Genomic DNA, 17,022 nt, shown 5'->3' with positions numbered 1-17,022 from the left:
CGCCACCGCCCGAGACTGCCGAATGAGCCCACTCGAGCCCGTGCAGGTGGCCAGCCCCGAGCGCCCACCGAGTCGTCCCACCATGCGGCACGCATTTCTTGACCTACGAGCGATCTCCCCGCAAACTCCCCCATGACAACGTTGTCATCCCGGAGGTTCGTCCATGTCTGTCCGTACTCGTTCACCTTTGCGCCGGCCGCTCGCCGTCGTCCCGTTGGTCCTCGCGGTCCTCGCCGCCCTCGGTGCGGCGCCCGCGGTGGCGGACACACCGCAACACCGCCCCGCGTACCATTTCAGCCCGTCGAAGAACTGGATGAACGACCCGAACGGGCTCATCTTCTCCAAGGGCGTCTACCACCTCTTCTTCCAGCACAACCCGCTCGGCAATGTCTGGGGCAACATGTCCTGGGGCCATGCGACGAGCACGGACCTCGTCCACTGGGAGGAGCAACCGGTCGCCATCCCGTTCGACGCCAACGAGGGAGTGTTCTCCGGCTCGGTCGTCATCGACAAGACCAACAGTTCGGGCTTCGGCACGGTGACGAACCCCCCACTCGTGGCGATGTACACCAGCGCCTACACGGCCGCCAGCGGCCGCGATGGGATCCAGGCACAGTCATTGGCGTACTCGAACGACGACGGTCAGACGTGGACCAAGTACTCGGGCAACCCGGTCATCGACATCGGGTCGCGCGAGTTCCGCGACCCCAAGGTCTTCTGGTACGCGCCCGCCAAGGAGTGGCGGATGGTGTCGGTGATCGCCAACGAGCACAAGGTCCTGATCTGGCGCTCCGCCGACCTCAAGCAGTGGACCCGGCTCTCCGCATTCGGCCCCCGCGACGCCATCGGCGGCGCGTGGGAGTGCCCGGACCTCTTCCCGCTGGCCCTGGACGGCGACCCGGGCAACGTCAAGTGGGTCATGATCGTCAGCCTCAACCCAGGCGGGATCGCCGGCGGCTCGGGCACCCAGTACTTCGTTGGCGACTTCGACGGAACGACGTTCACGCCGGACGGGCCCGCCAGCTACCAGCCTCCCGCCGGCACGCTCCTCCAGGGATTCGAGAACGGGTATGCCGGGTGGACCCCGACCGGGACCGCGTTCGGGTCTCAGCCCGCATCCGGCACCCTGCCGGGCCAGCAGCCCGTCTCCGGCTACGTGGGCGAGCACCTCGCGAACAGCTTCATCGACTTCGACGGCGCCCAGGGCGAGCTGACCTCCCCGAAGTTCACGATCGACCAGAGGTACCTCAACTTCCTCATCGGCGGTGGCCACCACGAGGCAGTCGCCGGCGCGACCCAGGGCGACCCTGGCGGCGAGGTCTTCACCGACTTCGAGGACCTCGACCCGGCGACGCACCTGCCCGCCGGGTGGAGCGCCACGGGGGACTTCGTCGGCTTCGGCGCGACCACCTCGGGCCTGCCCTACCACCAGGGTGACAAGGTGCTCGACACGTGCGTGGTGCCGGACAAGTGCGACCTCGCCGTGGGCACCTTCGTGTCGCCCGAGTTCACCGTGACCAAGGGTTACGTCAACCTCCTCGTCGCAGGAGGCACACACCCGGCCGGGACGAGTGGCCCAACCGTCGTCGAGCTCGTCTCGGGCGGACAGGTCGTCGGGTCGGTGACCGGCAACAACTCCGGTGAGATGGACTGGCGCCACCTCGACGCCAGGGCACTGGTGGGCAAGCAGGCCCGGATCGTGGTCCGGGACGACCACAGCGGCGGCGACTGGGGACACCTCATGGTGGACGACATCCGGTTCTCCGACACGGCAGCCGGCCCGCGCGACACCCAGACGACGGTCAACCTCGTCGTCGGCGGCGAGGTCGTGCGATCCAGCACGGGGTCCGACAGCGAGGCCCTCGACTGGGCCGCGTGGGACCTCAGTGACCTGCAGGGCAGGACTGCACAGATCACGGTCGTCGACCACAGCTCCGGCGGGTGGGGCCACATCCTCGCCGACCAGTTCATGCTCGCGGCGGCACCGGCCAAGAGCGGGACCGACCGTGCCAGCTGGGTCGACTTCGGACGCGACAACTACGCCGGCGTGACCTTCAACGGGCTGCCCGACAACCAGCGCACCACCATCAGCTGGATGAACAACTGGCAGTACGCCGGTGACGTGCCCACCGACACGTGGCGCGGCCAGATGACGATGCCCCGCAGGCTGTCCCTCGTCACGACCGAGGCGGGACCGCGCCTCCGCCAGACACCGGTCCCGGGGGTCGATGCGGTCACCGTCAACCGAGACAAGCAACAGGCCAAGCAGCGTTCGGTCGCGGCCGGGGTGACGCCGACCGGGCTCGCCGCGACGGTGGCCCGGGTCGAGGTCCGCGTCGCCCTGGGCTCGGCGTCCGAGGCAGGCGTCGTGCTGCGGCGCAGCGCTGACGGCGCCGTGGGCACCAGGATCGGGGTCCGTCGCGACGGCACGCTGGTCGTCGACCGGACCCGCAGCGGCAACGTCTCGTTCAACCCGCTCTTCCCCAGCGTGGAGGAGGCGCCGGTGACGGTGCGCGACGGTGAGGTGACCTTCACGGCATACCTCGATCGCAGCTCGGTCGAGGTCCTGGCCGAGGACGGTCAGATCTCTGTCACCGACCTCATCTACCCGCCTAGCGCGGCGACGGGTGTCGCTGCCTACGCGGTGGGCGGGACTGCCAAGGCAGTCGACATCAAGGTGACACCCATCCGCCCCTGACCGGTTCGAGGCGGCCAGTGCATTTCCAGCCGCTGCACTGGCCGCCCCTCCCGTCCATGACGCATCGGGAGGCAGTGACCGACGAGAGTCGGGGCCATCGGTACGGCGAGGCGGGGGTGGGCAGCTGGAACCTCGAGCTCGGCGACGTCGATCCAGTCCTTTCGCTCCTGGACACCGCGACCGAGTCCGTCGTCGTCCGTATGCCGCGTTTCGACACCCCTGACGGCGCGGCCGCCGACCTCCCTCGGGGCGTACCGGTGCGCCGCGTCGAAGGTCACCTGGTCACCACCGTCTACGACCTGCTCCTCGCGCAGTACGGGGTCGGCCGGTCGCACCAGGGCCAGGCCCTTCCGGGGGTCTGGCCAACCGGTGACAACAGGGGTTACGACGACGCACAGTCGCCGTACACGCCCGCCTGGCAAGAGGCCATCACGGGAGTGCCGGCCGCCACTGCCGCTCGGATCGGGCGCGAGTTCGCCCAGAACGCCGAGGAGTCCAAGGGCCGGTCCATGATCGTCATGGGCGCCGGCACGAACCACTGGTTCCACTCCGACACGATCTACCGCGCCTTCCTCACCCTCACCAACCTCACCGGCTGCCAAGGTGTCAACGGCGGCGGCTGGGCCCACTACGTCGGTCAGGAGAAGGTTCGCCCGATCACCGGCTACTCGCCGCGGCCAGCTCACCGCGGTCGATGGCGCGCACAGCGTCGCCAGCGAGGTTGATCGCCCGCTCGTGCTCAGCGATGTAGTCCCGGATCAAAGGCATCTCTCGACACCCGCAGTAGTGGCACATGGCTCAATCCCTCCACGGGTCGGACCCGTTTCCCCGACCCTAGGGGACGTCGACCCGCAGACGACGGGCCCGGGACGCCCCACCCCCACCGGTCCGTGCAGGTCACCGGCGCAGGTGTCCGCGCGCTCAACCGCGCGTGCCGTGTTTCCGCAGGTCAGAGGCCTGGCGAAATGGCCGCAGATCTTCCTGCGCCAGATATCCCTGCCGGGAAACAACAGAGGGCGGCGGATCCCCCAACCGGTACAGGCAGAGGGCCCCCGACCTGCGTTTCCGCGGGTCAGACGCCCTCTGGTGCACTGGGTGGCAGGTGAAGGATTCGAACCTTCGAAGCTTTCTCGATGGATTTACAGACCGACGTATGCCGTCCGCTCACCTGCCGCTTCACGGCTCGTCGGCGGACTTCGCCGCGATTTCCCCACAGACACTCGACGCCAGACGTCGTCTTTCGAGCACACCCGGACCATCACCGCCTGATCGCCGCGCTCACTGGCTGTCGCCATCACGGTCGCTCATGTTCGTGTTAGTTGATGCGAGATGGCGGTGCGGTTGACTCTCTGACTATCAGGGAAGTGTGCAGCTTCTGGTGGGGGTGGCGGGCATTGCCGCGGATGGCGCTGACGAGGAAGTCGGCGGCGACGCGGCCCTTGGCCTCGATGGGCTGCCGCACGGTCGTCAGTCGAGGCCGGAGCCAGACCGCCTCCGGCTGGTCGTCGTACCCGGCGACCGATACCTGGGACGGCACATCGAGGCCGAGTTCGTACGCGGCGTCGAGCACTCCCGCGGCGAGGATGTCCGACAGGGCGAAGACGACCGTCGGGCGGTTCTGCTCGTCCAGGATGCGCAGACCTGCCTTGTAACCTTCGCGCCGAGTGCAAGGTGCTTCGACGATCTGGAGCCCGACGTCGTCGCTGCTGAGGCCGGCAGCCGCCAGTGCATCGTCGATGCCAGCCATCCGACGCCCCAGCGGACCTCGGAAGCCCCCGGGGCCCCGGTCGTGGCCGGCATCGGGCCCTGCGTCGAAGGCGAGCACGGTGATGCGGCGGTGCCCCAGCTCGATGAGGTGCACCATCATGGCGGCGGCGCCCGTCCGGTCGTCCACCTCCACGCTCGGGAGGTTCTCGGTGCTCTCGCTGTCGACCAGCACGAACGGCACCCCGCGACGCTCCAGCTCCGCGACCTCGCCGCGGTCGCGCTCGAGCCCCGCCACGATGAAACCGTCGACCGCGGCATACGGGATGGCCTCGAGCATCGAGTTGCGAAGCGGCGGGGCGAGCAGAAGGGTGTAGCCCTCCTCGTTGCACACCTGCCCCACTCCAATGAGGAACTGGGCGTAGTAGGGATTCTCCATGGCTTGCGAGATGTCTTGCGGCAGAAGGATTCCCAACGAGTGGGTGCGCCCGTTGACGAGCATCCGCGCCAGCGGGTCCGGACGATACCCGACCTCGGCAGCAATGCGCAGGATCTTGTCCCTAGTCGCCTCGGACAGCCGCGACGGGTCGTTGAACGCGAAGGACACCGAGGTGCGGGAGACTCCAGCCGCCTCGGCGACCTCCTTCGACGTGGCCCGCTTGGGTCCCTCAGTCGAGCCGGACAACCGACACCCCCATTCCAGGCACCCGGATGGCGTCGCACGACACCCGTTGGCCCGTCAGTAGATCTACTCCCCCGCGACCGGCGTGGCCTTGGATCGCAATGCAGTCTTCAGTCCTCGCGCGGTTCGCCACGACAAGCACGTCACCATTCTCGTGGTGCCGAAGCCTCACGATGGTGTTCTCCGTCGCCTGGAGCGTCGACTCAATGCCACGCCGCAGCGCGACGTTCTCGCGACGCAGGCGGGCAAGGGTGGTCAGCCACTGGAGCAGCCCGAAGTCCCAGTCCAGTTCGTCCCACAGCATCGCACCGCGGCAGTCGGGGTCGTTGAAGCCGGTCATCCCCACCTCGTCGCCGTAGTAGACCATCGGGGCGCCCTCGGCAGTGAACAACAGGGCGTAGGCGAGCTTGGCCGCGGCCACGTCGCCACCGACGTGGGTCAGGACCCGCTCTGTGTCGTGGCTGCCCAGGAGGTTGAGCATGAGCCCCTTGCGCTCGGCCGGGATCTCGGTGTCGATGGCCGCGAGCTCGGCGGCGAAGGCCTCACCACCGCCGCGCCACTCCGACACGAACGACAGGATGGCGTCGCGCAGCCGGTAGTTCATCGCGGCGTCGGACGTGGCACCGGTCGTCCACTCGCTGGCCTTCTCCCACACCTCGGCGACGATGTACTGGGACGGGTCGTGGGCCTTGACGACGGCCCGGAACTGCTCCCAGAACGGCTCGTTCTCGAGCATGTAGGGGACGTCGAGGCGCCAGCCGTCAATCCCCGAGTTCATCCACTTCTGAACAGCGCCGAAGAGGTGCTCTCGGACCTGCGGGTTCTGCACGTTGAGCTTGGGCAGGTACCAACAGCCCGAACAGGTCTGGTAGTTCGGGACCGGGTGGGGGCTGACCGGGAAGTCCTGGACGAGGAACCAGTTGATGTAATCCGACTGGCCCTCCTTGGCGACGACATCCTGGAAGAACGGGTGGTCGTAGCCACAGTGGTGGAATACCGCGTCGAGCAGGACGCGGATGTCCTTCTCGTGAGCGGCGTCGAGGAAGGTGCCAAAGGCCTCCTGCCCACCGAGTCGCGGGTCGATCGAGTAGTAGTCGGTGGCGTCGTAGCGGTGATTGGTCGACGAGCTGAACACCGGCGTCAGGTAGAGCGCAGTAACCCCCATCGCCTCGAGGTGGCCGAGCCTGCGTGTGATGCCCGGGAGGTCACCGCCCATCACGTTGTCGCGAGTGGGTGCACTTCCCCACGGGACGACCCCCTCGGGATCCGTTGCGGGGTCTGCGTTGTCGAAGCGCTCCGGGAAGATCTGGTAGAACACGGCATCGCGGACCCAGTCGGGACCAGGGGTAGAAGGCAGGGGCATCGGGCTGTTCACTCCTTGACTCCGGTCGCGGCAAGTCCGCGGACCAGGCTTCGCTGCAGGTAGAGGAAGATGACGATGGCCGGGGCGGCCGCGATGACCGTCCCCGCCATCAAGTAGTGGGGATACGGGCCGTACTTGCTCGTGAACGCGGCGAGGCCGAGCTGGATGGTGCGGTACTGGTCGTCACTCGTCACCAGCAGCGGCCAGAGGAAGTCGTTCCAGGCGAAGAGGAAGCTGAAGACCGCAACGCTGGCGAGGGCAGGCTTGCACAACGGCAGGAGCACTTTCGTGAGCACCTGGATCCGGTTGGCGCCATCGATCCGCGCCGCCTCGTCCAGCTCGCGCGGAAGAGACATGAGGTAACTGCGCAGCACGACGATCCCGAACACGTCGGCCAGCCTCGGCACGATCAGCGCGGCGTAGGTGTTGAACCAACCGAAACGGATGACCAGGTCGAACGCCGGCAGAATCGTGAGAAACGTCGGCACGAGCATGGTGGCCACGAGGCCGAGGAAGACAGCGTTGCGACCGGGGAACCGCAACCGAGACAAGGCGTAGGCGGCGAGCGTGTCGAGCACCAGATGGCCGACGACGATGCCGCCCGCCATCACGACGGAGTTGAGGTAGTAGCGGGCGAACGGGGCGGCGGCGAGAGCTTGGGGGAAGTTTCCCCACTCGAACTGCGCGGGAATGAAGTACGGCGCCACGTTGACCTTGTCGACGGTCTTGAGGCTGGTCGTCAGCATCCATGCGAAGGGGGCCACCACCGCCAGGCTGATGACCAACAGCACCAGGTGTCGGCCGGCCAGCCTCAATGGCGCCCTCATGACTCACCCCGTCCACCGAGTCGCCACTGGATCCAGGTGAGGGCGAAGACGAGGGCGAACCCGGCATACGCGATGGTCGCGCCGTAGCCGAACTGGCCGGTGACGAACGCCGTCCGGTAGACGAGGAAGCCCACCACCTCGGTGCCGCCCAACGGCCCACCGGCGGTGAGCTGGTAGACGAGGTCGAAGCTCTGGAACGTCGTCACCAGCGCCTGGACGACGACGAAGAACGTCATCGGCGCGAGAAGGGGGACGGTGATGTGCCGCATCCGTTGCCACGCGCTGGCGCCATCCAGGGAGGCCGCCTCGTAGACCTGGGCAGGAATGGTCTGCAGCGCAGTCAGGTAGAGGACGGTGTTGAGCCCCAGCTGCTTCCAGACCGTGAGGAGGGTCAAGCTCACCAAGGCCAGGTGCGGGTCACCCAGCCAGCTCGGCGACCCCAGGCCCAGCGCCGAGAGCCCGGCGTTCACCGGACCGGAGACGTCGAAGAGGTAGCGCCACACCGCGGCCGCCGCGATCGACGAGGTGACCACGGGGAGGAAGAACGCGGTCCGGTAGACGGCCCGGCCGCGGAACGCCCCGTTCAGCAGGGTTGCGCCGCCGATGCCAGTGAGGACACTCAGCGCGCACACCCCCAGGCCGTAGAGGACCGTGACGAGCATCGAGTTTCGGAACGACGCGTCCCCGGCCAGCTTGATGTAGTTGTCGAGGCCCACGAAGGGCTTGTCGGGGGTGAGTCCGTCCCAATCCGTCAGGGACAGCAGGCCGGTCGAGATGAGCGGGTAGACGACGAACAGCCCGATGACCACCAGTGCGGGCGCCAGGCACAGCGCCGCGGTGAGCACCTCACCGCGGTTGTAGCGCGTGCGGGTGCGGAGGCGCTTCGGCGTCTCGGCGTGGCTGGCCTCGTCTGACTGGCTCGCGGAGGACGGAGGCGTGGTGGGCAGGCCGACGGCGTCTCCAGGGGGCGGAGACTTCACCATCGACGTGCCCACCACGCGGCCCGTCACTTGCCGGCGAGGATCGTGTTGACCTCGGACTCGGCGTCCGCGAGGGCGGACTCGACCGACTTGCCGTGCAGGGCCTGCTCGATCTGCTTGGCGAAGGCGAGGGACACCTGCGGGTAAAGCGGCGTGGCCGGACGAGCCTTCGCCGTGGGCAGGGCGTCCACGAACGGCTGCAGCTCGGGAAGGGTGGTCTTGACGAACTCCTTGTATGCCGCCGAGTCCGCGACGGACTTGCGCACGGGCAGGAAGCCGGTCTTCTCGCTCCACGAGAGGTTCTGCGCCGGGTCGACGAACCAGGTCAGGAAGTCAGCAGCGGCCTTCTGCTCGGCCTTGTCCGGAGCGAACACGACAGCCTGCTCGCCACCCATGTTCGTGGCCGGCTGGCCGTCCGACGGGCTGGGGATCTGGGCCACTCCGAAGTCGAACGGGGGCTTGGGCTTCCAGATGCCTGCCATCCACGAACCCTCCTGGGCCGAGGACGCCTTGCCCTTCTCGAACTCACCCCACGGAGCAAGGGGGCTGTCCTTGCTCTTCACCAGGTCGACCCAGTACTGCAGCGCCTTCTTGCCCGACGCCGAGTTGAAAGCAGCCTTGGTGTTGTCGGCGTTGAGGAACTCCCCGCCCGCCTGCCACAGCGACACCTGGAAGTTCCAGGTCACGCCCTCACCGTCGGTGCCGGGAGTGGTGAAGAGCTCGAAGCCTGGCTTGCCGGTCTTGGCGCGGATCTTCGCCGACGCGGCCTGCACCTCCTCCCACGTCTTGGGCGGGTTGGCGGGGTCGAGTCCGGCCTTGGTGAAGTCGGTCTTGTTGTACATCCAGGCCAACGTGTTCGATGACACCGGGATGGAGACCTGCTTTCCGTCCTTGCTGCCGAACTTGAGCATCTCGGGGTAGACATCCGACCAGGTGGACGCGGGCACCAGGCCCTTGAGGTCGACGGCCTTGCCGGTCTGGGCCATCCGCGGCACCGTGACGAGGTCGCCGATGACCACATCCGGCAGAGTGCGCGACTGAGCCGCGGCCTGCAGCTTGGTCAACAGGTCCGCACCGGGGACGTTGACGAGCTTGATCGTGGTGGTCGGGTGCGCTGCTTCGTAGGTCTTGGCCATCGACGCGAAGGTGTCCGCGTTGTTGCCGTCCCAATAGTGCCAGACAGTGAGCTCCGCCTTGCCGCCGGACTTGGAAGCGGCATCGCTGGCGGGCGTGCCGCCGCACGCTGCAGTGGCCAGGACGCCCACCATGGCCGCGAGCGCGATGCCAACTCGGACAGACTTCGTTGTCATGTGATCCTCCGGTTAGTAACACGTGTTAGTTGCCGAAACCATGGACCTGTCCGGACCGTTTGTCAAGGGTTGTCCGGCTCTTCGCGAGAACAGCTTGGTCGTCGTGGCCGAGACCGCCCGGCCTTCTGGCTGACGCGGCCCGAAGCCGCCGCTCCTCCTCGTTCGGGGGCGGTGTGACGCCCTGGGAGCGGAGCACCTATTGCGCCTGCTTCGTTTATTGCGAATAATGGTAGTACTCACATTAGGAGCATCGACCCATGAGCGCCTTGGCCCTTTCGCCTGTCCAACCCGACGACTCTGACATGACCAATGCCGTCGAGGCCCTGCCTCATGTGAGGGCCTACCTCGCGGCTCACACGGACAGGGCGATTCGGCTCGAGGTTGCCGGGGAGTCGGAGACGCTCGTCGTCCCGCGCGGCGCGGTCGAGCTCCTGGCTCGGATCCTTGCCCACATGGCGGCAGGCGAAGGCGTGTCGGTCGTGCCGTCGCATGCAGAACTGACGACCCAGCAGGCTGCGGAGCTGCTCAATGTGAGCCGGCCGTTCCTGATCGGACTGCTCGAAGACGGCAAGATCGAGCACCGCAAGGTGGGTAAGCACCGACGGGTCAAGGCGGCTTCCCTGATGGCCTACATCGCTCGCGATGACCAGCAGGGTCGCGATGCCGCAGACGAGCTGACGCGGATCAGCCAAGAGATGGGCCTGCTCTGACGTGGGGTTCGTCGTCGTCTACGACGCCAACGTGCTATACCCGAGCACCCTTCGCGACCTCCTCATACGGATCGCCCAAACCGGTCTGGTGCAGGCCAAGTGGACCGACCAGATCCTCGACGAGGTGTTCACCAACCTGCGCGCGAATAGGCCTGACCTCGACCCGGCCAGACTGGACCGCACCCGCGACCTGATGAACCGCGCTGTCCGAGACTGCCGCGTCACCGGCTACGAGTCACTGATCGAGGGCCTGCCATTGCCTGACCCGGATGACCGCCACGTTCTTGCCGCAGCCATCCGGGCCCGTGCCCAGGTGATTGTCACCAACAACCTGGCCGACTTCCCCGCGGACGCCTTGCAGACCTGGGACATCGAAGCCAAGTCACCCGACGATTTCGTCCTCGACCAGCTCGACCTCAACCGCGACGCGGTCTACGGCGCTGTGCAACGCATCGCCGATTCATGGACGAACCCACCGGGAACCGTGGCCGACATCATCGCTGCCCTCGAGCGGGACGGGCTCGTCCAGTCCGCGGCCGCCTTGCGGCGATAGCTTCCCCCGCGGCAGCAAGAACCGCCATGGTGCGAAACTCCATCGCGATTGCATACCCCCACCCCGCGGGTTCATGCAGGTCACCGGCGCGGGAGTCCGACTGTCACGGCCGTTGACACCCAGATTTCCCCGCGCATTCCCCGCGGGGCCAAACCGGCGCCGCGTTTCCGCAGGTCAGAGGCCTGCAGTCTCGGCTGTAAATGCTCCTGCCTCACATACCCCTACTGGGTAATAGCAGAGGGCATCTGATCCGCGTTTCCGCAGGTCAGATGCCCTCTCGTGCACGTGGTGGCAGGTGAAGGATTCGAACCTTCGAAGCTTTCGCGATGGATTTACAGTCCACTCCCATTGGCCGCTCGGGCAACCTGCCTTGGTGCGCGTGGAAGGATAGCAAGGACAACCACGAATGCCGAAACCGGTGGCCACCCGACCGGGTGACTGCCGCGTGACGCCCAGGAAGGACACGCCACCATGGCCGACAGCTCGTTCGACATCGTCAGCAAGATCGACCACCAGGAGGTCGCCAACGCCCTCAACAGCGCAGCGCGCGAGGTGGCCACCCGCTACGACTTCAAGAACGTCGGCGCGTCCATCGAGGCCAGCGGCGAGGACAAGGTCGTCATCAAGGCGAACACCGAGGAGCGCGCCAACGCCGTCCTCGACGTGTTCCAGACCTGGCTGGTCAAGCGCAAGGTCTCGCTCAAGCACCTCGACGTGCCCGAGCGCGGTCCACAGCTGTCCGGCAAGGAGTACCGGCTCGAGGTCGGCCTGCAGGAAGGCATCTCGCAGGAGAACGCCAAGAAGGTCGGCAAGATCATCCGTGACGAGGGCCCGAAGTCGGTGAAGTCGCAGATCCAGGGCGACGAGCTGCGCGTCACGAGCAAGTCGCGCGACGACCTGCAGGCCGTCCAGGCGCTGCTCAAGAGCAAGGACGACCTCGACTTCGCGATCCAGTTCACCAACTACCGCTGACCGCGGCGCCGAGGGCGCTCACGGCGCTCCACCCGGGAAAGGGCGGCTTCCCCCCGAGAACGTTCCGGGGTGCAGCCGCCCTTTGCCCCAAGACCCGATGAGGGTGAGGTATCCCGCCGCGGTCAGGCGGTGCCGGGCGCTGCGCCGTCCGTCCCGGTCTCCATGGCCATCGTCGGGCCCCCGAGGTCGGGGAAGCGGATGACCGAGCCGTCGGTGTCGGGTGAGTCGTCCTCGAGCCAGCTGTCGAGCGTCCGAGCCAGGCCGAGGGCGAGCCCGGCCAGCTCGTGGTCACCGAGGCCGACGCGGGAGGCGACCTCGCGGGCGTTCGCGGGCCGGTCCGCAGGATCCTTCGAGAGACAGTCCGTGACGAGGGATGCCAGGTCCTCCGGGACGCCGTCCGGGAGCGGCGGCGGGGGTTCGTTGACGTGGCTCAGCGCCGTCGCGATCGGGGTGCCCCGGTCGAAGGGCTTGCGGCCGGAGAGCATCTCGTGCGCCACGACACCCAGTGAGTAGAGGTCGCTCGCGCCGGTTGCGCCCTCGCCGAGGGCCTGTTCGGGACTGATGTAGTCGGGGGTGCCCAGCATCTCGCCGGCCCGCGTGTGACCGGCCGCGTCGAGGGCACGGGCGATGCCGAAGTCGGTCAGCTTCACCAGCCCGTCGGGGCGGACGAGGATGTTGGCGGGTTTGATGTCGCGGTGGATCACGCGGGCCTCGTGGGCCACGCCCAGCGCCAGGGCGGCCTGCCCGATGAGCGAGCGCACCTCCGCCGGGTCGAGGGGCCCGCGGCGCTTGAGCAGGAGGGACAGCGGCTCGCCCTTGACCAGCTCCATCACGAGGTAGGCCAGGCCGTCGTCCTCGCCGTAGTCGAACACGGTGGCGATGTTCGTGTGCAGGAGCGCGGCCGAGTGCACGGCCTCGTCACGGAACCGGAGGGCGAAGAGCTCCTCGTGCCCGGTGTCGGGACGCATCACCTTGACGGCCACGGAGCGCTGCAGGACCTCGTCGGTGCCGGCCCAGACGTCGGCCATACCTCCGGAGGCGATCCGGGCTCCGAGCAGGTACCGCTCGCCGAGCACGAAGCCTTCAGTCAGTCGATTCATCGAGTGCTACCCATCCAGACCTCCGTTAGACGGAGCTGAACGTCAACTGACATCCCTGGGGCCACGCCAGGGGCAACGATACCCCCAAATGGGCGGCAAACCACCCCAACGACCTCCCTTGCGGCCCGCTGACCTGCACGGACGTGGCCGAGGTGACGCCGACGGGGGTTCGAGGTGGCACAGGCCTCAGCCGAAGATGGCTCGCGAGCGCAGCGCCTCGCGCAGCTGCGACTCGGCGTCGACCATCGACCGGCGCACCCCGGCGCTGAGCCCGCCCCCGCCGAGCGCGGCCTCGCTGCGCTCGACCGTGGCTTCCTCGACCACCCGGCCGGGGTAGGCCAGGGTCGCGACGCGGGCCATGGCGTCCTCCCCCACCCACTCGGTCATGGCCGGCACGTCGGTGAAGTAGCGCTCGGCATACGGGCGCACGACGGCGAGGTCGTCGGCCAGCCAGAACCCCTGGGCCAGCGCATTCAGCTCGTAGTTCGACCGTGATCGGTTGTCGGTGAGCTCGGTCCACGCCCACGCCTTGGCGTCCGCACTGGGCATCGCGGCGCGGGCCATGAGCGCGTTGAGGCGGCCCTGGAGAGTGTCGTCGTCGGAGCGGCGACCCTCGACGAAGTCCTCGTCGACCAGTCCCCTGGCGGCCAGGTTGCGCACCGCGATCCACCCGAAGTCGGAGTCCTCCTCCAGCCCGGCAGGACGGTCCTTGGCCGCCGCCCACGCCCGCAGGAGCGTCTCGTCGCTGGAGGCGCGCGCCACCGTCCTCGCCGCCACCAGGGCGCGGGTCGAGCCGGGCGGTGCCGCGGCGAGGACCTGCTCGGCGCAGGCCGCCACGACCCCTTCGGCCCAGCCCTGCTCGGCCGGCGGGAGGAAGGTCGGGATGATCCGGCCCAGCAGGGCCAGCGACGTGCGGCTGAGCACCGAGTCGTTGTCCTCGACCGGCCACGCGTGGCCGAAGGTCCGGACGAGCACCCGCGGGTCCACCGTGCCGAGGCAGACCCCGTCGACCAGCGCGATCCACACCACGGCCCGGGCCTGCACGTCGGGCACCGTGGCCAAGGCAGTCGGGACGGCCGCCACCGACTCGGGGTCGAGGGTCACGGTGGCCCAGGTGAGGTCGGCCGCGTTGGGGACGACGAGGTCGGCGGCCGGAGCGTCGCGCAGGGCCTCGACCACCGTGCGGTCCGCGGTGATCGTCACGGGCACCCGGAACACCTCGGCGCCGCCGGTGAACCCGGCGACATCCATCGTGTGCGGTCGGTCGGCCGGGAACCGGGCGGGCACGGTGCGCTCCACCGCACCGTCGGCGCGGTCGACGGAGATCACGTCCACCCCGGCGGTCAGCAGCCACGCGGCGCTCCAGTCGGTCAGCGACTGCCCGCTCGCCCGCTCCATGAAGCCCATGAAGTCGGCCAGCGTCCCGTTGCCGTAGGAGTGCCGGCGCAGGTAGTCGCCGACCCCGGCGATGAAGGCGTCGTCACCGATGTGCGCGATGAGCTGGCGCAGCGTCGCGGCCCCCTTCGCGTAGGAGATGCCGTCGAAGTCCTGCAGCGCCGCCTGCGCGTCGGGCGCCGCTGAGCCGGCCACCGGGTGCGTCGACGGGGTGCGCTCCGCGGCATACCCCCACGCCTTGCGGGCCACGGTCGAGTCGACCCACGCGTCGGTGAACTCGGTCGCCGCGACGCAGGTGCGGTGGGCCATGTACTCGGCGAAGGACTCGTTGAGCCACAGGTCGTCCCACCACTGCATCGTGACCAGGTCGCCGAACCACATGTGGGCCATCTCGTGGGCGATGGTGTTGGTGCGGGCGAGCACCTCGTCGCGGGCGGCCGCGCCCCGGAACACCATGGTGTCGCGGAACGTGACGCAGCCGGGGTTCTCCATCGCGCCGGCGTTGAACTCGGGCACGAACACCTGGTGGTACTCCCCGAACGGGTACCGGATCCCGAACAGCGAGTGGTAGTAGTCGAAGCTCGCGCGGGTCACCTCGAGCATCTGGCCGGCCTCGCGCTCGAGGTGGGTCCGCAACGAGGCGCGCGCGTGGATGCCGAGGGGTATGCCGTCGTGCTCGTCGAGCACGGACGCGTAGGGGCCGGCGCAGACGGTGACGAAGTACGTGGCCAGCGGCCGGGTCTGCGCGAGCTCCCAGCGACCGGGCGAGACCTTGGTGGCCGCGCCGTTGCCGAGGACCAGCCATCCCTCGGGTGCCGCCACGGTCACCGCGTAGGGGGCCTTGAGGTCGGGCTGGTCGAAGCACGCGAAGACGCGTGGAGCGGCGTCGAGGAACAGGTGTCCGTAGACGTAGTGCTCACCGTCGGCCGGGTCGACCGCGCGGTGCAGCCCCTGCCCGTCGCGGCTGTAGGCCATCGTCGCCTCGACCTCGAGGACGTTGGTCGCCTCGAGGTCGGCCAGCTCCACGCGGCCGTCCACCAGCGCGGCGGCGTCGAGGGCCCGGCCGTTGAGCACCACGGCGGTGAGCTCGACCGGCAGGACGTCGACGAAGGTGGTGGCGCCGGGCTCCGCGCAGTCGAAGGAGATCCTCGACCGGGAGCCGAAGGTCTGCTCGCCCTGGTCGAGGTCGAGGTCCACCGCCATGCTCGTCACGGTCAGGAGCTCGGAACGTCGATGTGCTTCGGTCCGGGTCAGCGAGGGCATGCGACCGATTCAACCAGCCGTGGCTGGGGAAGACGCCGAAGCCCCCGGCCGATGACGGCCGGGGGCTTCGAACTGTGGTTCAGAGGGTGGGGCAGGTCAGATGACCGTGACCTTCTCCGCCTGGGGACCCTTCGGGCCCTGCGTGATGTCGAACTCGACACGCTGCGCCTCGTCGAGCGAGCGGTAGCCGCCGGACTCGATCGCGGAGTAGTGCACGAAGACGTCGGCGCCGCCGCCGTCCTGCTCGATGAAGCCGAAGCCCTTCTCAGCGTTGAACCACTTAACTGTTCCCTGTGCCATGGGATAACTCTTTTCCTAATTGGCCGATGTGGCCGCGGATGCGGACCACCAGCTGCGAAATCACCACGACACGGAATACACCGCTTACGGAAAAGGCCCGCACACTGGCGGGCCCACTCACACGAGGAACTGCAACTGCTCCAACCATAACGTGAATCCGCCGGACTTTCATTCCCGGGCCCTGGCGAGTCGTCTGCGGGGGTCTCGCCAGGGCCCGCGAATGGGGCAGAACGGGACGGAGCGGCCGCGGGTCAGCGCTGGCGGAAGCCGTAGGCCTGCTGCTCGAGACGGGCGATGCGCTCGGTCATCGGCGGGTGCGTCGAGAAGAACCGCGACACGTCCTGCGGCCGGAAGGGGTTGGCGATCATCATGTGGGCGGAGTTCTGGATCGCGGGGGTCGGCTGCAGGGGCGCCCGGGCGACTCCCACCTCGAGCTTGCGCAGCGCCGACGCGAGCGCCAGCGGGTCGCCGGTGAGCTTCGCGCCGTCCTCGTCCGCGTCGTACTCGCGGGTGCGGCTGATCGCCATCTGGATCATCATCGCGGCGAACGGCGCCAGCAGCGCCATGGCCAGCAGGGCGATCGGGTTGGGGCGGTCCTCGTCGTTGCCCCCGCCGCCGAACATGCCTGCGAACATGAGCATCTGGGCCACGGACGTGATCACGCCGGCCACGGCCGCGGCCACCGAGCCGGTCAGGATGTCGCGGTTGTAGACGTGCATCAGCTCGTGGCCGAGGACCCCGCGCAGCTCACGCTCGTCGAGCAGGCCGAGGATCCCCTCGGTGCAGCAGACGGCGGCGTTCTCCGGGTTGCGACCGGTCGCGAACGCGTTGGGTGCCGCGGTCGGGCTGACGAAGAGCTTGGGCATCGGCTTGCCGGCGGCGGTCGAGAGCTCGCGGACGATGCGGTACATCGCCGGGGCCTGCGCCTCGCTGACGGGGTAGGCGTGCATCGCCTTGATGGCGAGCTTGTCGGAGTTCCAGTAGCCGTAGGCGGTCATGCCGACGCCGAAGAGGGCGAAGAGCCAGATGAACGCCGAGCTGCCCGTCGAGGCCGAGATGACTCCACCGATGGCGAGCAGGAGGGCGAAGATCCCGCCGAAGAGGGCTGCGGTCTTGAGCCCGTTGAAGTGGTTGTGCATGTCTGCCACAACGCTTGTTTCCGTGC

The 17,022-nt window shown here is 68.3% G+C and carries 13 protein-coding genes, 1 tRNA gene and 2 pseudogenes; 5 read left to right on the top strand and 11 right to left on the bottom strand.

Going from position 1 to position 17,022, the window contains the following annotated elements; genetic code table 11:
• The first annotated feature begins 163 nt into the window (after window positions 1–163).
• Both ABD262_RS00880 and ABD262_RS00875 read left to right on the top strand, forming a co-directional pair.
• On the top strand, window positions 164–2,698 hold the full coding sequence (locus ABD262_RS00880; RefSeq protein WP_344129752.1) for a glycoside hydrolase family 32 protein: 2,535 nt from the start codon (window positions 164–166) through the stop codon (window positions 2,696–2,698).
• A 74-nt stretch (window positions 2,699–2,772) separates the two neighbouring features.
• Window positions 2,773–3,369, top strand: a pseudogene (locus ABD262_RS00875) (molybdopterin-dependent oxidoreductase); the annotation flags it as partial.
• A 425-nt stretch (window positions 3,370–3,794) separates the two neighbouring features.
• Here the strand turns inward: ABD262_RS00875 and ABD262_RS00870 are convergent.
• The 6 genes and pseudogenes from ABD262_RS00870 to ABD262_RS00845 form a co-directional block, all read right to left on the bottom strand.
• Window positions 3,795–3,871: pseudogene (locus tag ABD262_RS00870) on the bottom strand.
• A gap of 142 nt (window positions 3,872–4,013) precedes the next feature.
• Window positions 4,014–5,087 carry a LacI family DNA-binding transcriptional regulator gene (locus tag ABD262_RS00865; RefSeq protein WP_344129749.1) on the bottom strand — a complete coding sequence of 358 codons (1,074 nt, stop codon included), beginning with the start codon at window positions 5,085–5,087 and terminating at the stop codon, window positions 4,014–4,016.
• Window positions 5,071–6,447: a glycoside hydrolase family 13 protein gene (locus tag ABD262_RS00860; protein WP_344129746.1), complete on the bottom strand. Its 1,377-nt coding sequence runs from the start codon at window positions 6,445–6,447 to the stop codon at window positions 5,071–5,073. The genes ABD262_RS00865 and ABD262_RS00860 overlap by 17 nt, the downstream gene beginning before the upstream one ends.
• A gap of 8 nt (window positions 6,448–6,455) precedes the next feature.
• Entirely contained in the window at window positions 6,456–7,238 is a 783-nt protein-coding gene (locus tag ABD262_RS00855; protein ID WP_344134470.1) for a carbohydrate ABC transporter permease, read from the bottom strand.
• A 32-nt stretch (window positions 7,239–7,270) separates the two neighbouring features.
• Window positions 7,271–8,284: a carbohydrate ABC transporter permease gene (locus ABD262_RS00850; protein WP_344129743.1), complete on the bottom strand. Its 1,014-nt coding sequence runs from the start codon at window positions 8,282–8,284 to the stop codon at window positions 7,271–7,273.
• Window positions 8,281–9,564, bottom strand: a complete 1,284-nt coding sequence (locus ABD262_RS00845) for an ABC transporter substrate-binding protein (protein WP_344129740.1) — start codon at window positions 9,562–9,564, stop codon at window positions 8,281–8,283. Before ABD262_RS00845 ends, ABD262_RS00850 begins: the two co-directional genes overlap by 4 nt.
• Before the next feature lie 257 nt (window positions 9,565–9,821).
• On the opposite strand from ABD262_RS00845, the gene ABD262_RS00840 reads away from it, so the two are divergent.
• Window positions 9,822–10,274 carry a helix-turn-helix domain-containing protein gene (locus ABD262_RS00840; RefSeq protein WP_344129737.1) on the top strand — a complete coding sequence of 151 codons (453 nt, stop codon included), beginning with the start codon at window positions 9,822–9,824 and terminating at the stop codon, window positions 10,272–10,274.
• 1 nt (window position 10,275) lies between these two features.
• Entirely contained in the window at window positions 10,276–10,827 is a 552-nt protein-coding gene (locus ABD262_RS00835) for a VapC50 family PIN domain-containing toxin (RefSeq protein WP_344129734.1), read from the top strand.
• 286 nt (window positions 10,828–11,113) lie between these two features.
• On the opposite strand, the gene ABD262_RS00830 is transcribed toward ABD262_RS00835, so the two are convergent.
• A tRNA-Tyr gene (locus ABD262_RS00830) sits at window positions 11,114–11,197 on the bottom strand.
• A gap of 101 nt (window positions 11,198–11,298) precedes the next feature.
• Between ABD262_RS00830 and ABD262_RS00825 the strand changes: the two genes are divergently transcribed.
• On the top strand, window positions 11,299–11,799 hold the full coding sequence (locus tag ABD262_RS00825) for a YajQ family cyclic di-GMP-binding protein (RefSeq protein ID WP_344129731.1): 501 nt from the start codon (window positions 11,299–11,301) through the stop codon (window positions 11,797–11,799).
• 122 nt (window positions 11,800–11,921) lie between these two features.
• Here ABD262_RS00825 and ABD262_RS00820 read toward each other — a convergent pair whose 3' ends face one another.
• The 4 genes from ABD262_RS00820 to htpX form a co-directional block, all read right to left on the bottom strand.
• Window positions 11,922–12,899 carry a serine/threonine-protein kinase gene (locus ABD262_RS00820; protein ID WP_344129728.1) on the bottom strand — a complete coding sequence of 326 codons (978 nt, stop codon included), beginning with the start codon at window positions 12,897–12,899 and terminating at the stop codon, window positions 11,922–11,924.
• Between the two features lie 186 nt (window positions 12,900–13,085).
• Window positions 13,086–15,557, bottom strand: a complete 2,472-nt coding sequence (gene pepN / locus ABD262_RS00815; RefSeq protein ID WP_344129725.1) for an aminopeptidase N — start codon at window positions 15,555–15,557, stop codon at window positions 13,086–13,088.
• A 96-nt stretch (window positions 15,558–15,653) separates the two neighbouring features.
• Window positions 15,654–15,857: a cold-shock protein gene (locus ABD262_RS00810; protein WP_056924211.1), complete on the bottom strand. Its 204-nt coding sequence runs from the start codon at window positions 15,855–15,857 to the stop codon at window positions 15,654–15,656.
• 251 nt (window positions 15,858–16,108) lie between these two features.
• The gene (gene htpX, locus ABD262_RS00805) at window positions 16,109–16,996 is read right to left on the bottom strand and encodes a zinc metalloprotease HtpX (RefSeq protein ID WP_344129719.1); all 888 of its coding nucleotides are present in this window, start codon (window positions 16,994–16,996) and stop codon (window positions 16,109–16,111) included.
• Between the last annotated feature and the right edge of the window lie 26 nt (window positions 16,997–17,022).

The sequence above is a fragment of the Pedococcus bigeumensis genome (assembly GCF_039531795.1).
GTDB classification, from domain to species: Bacteria; Actinomycetota; Actinomycetes; order Actinomycetales; family Dermatophilaceae; genus Pedococcus; species Pedococcus bigeumensis.
Note: the sequence above shows the minus strand (reverse complement) of the source record. Positions and strands in the feature narration are given on the sequence as shown.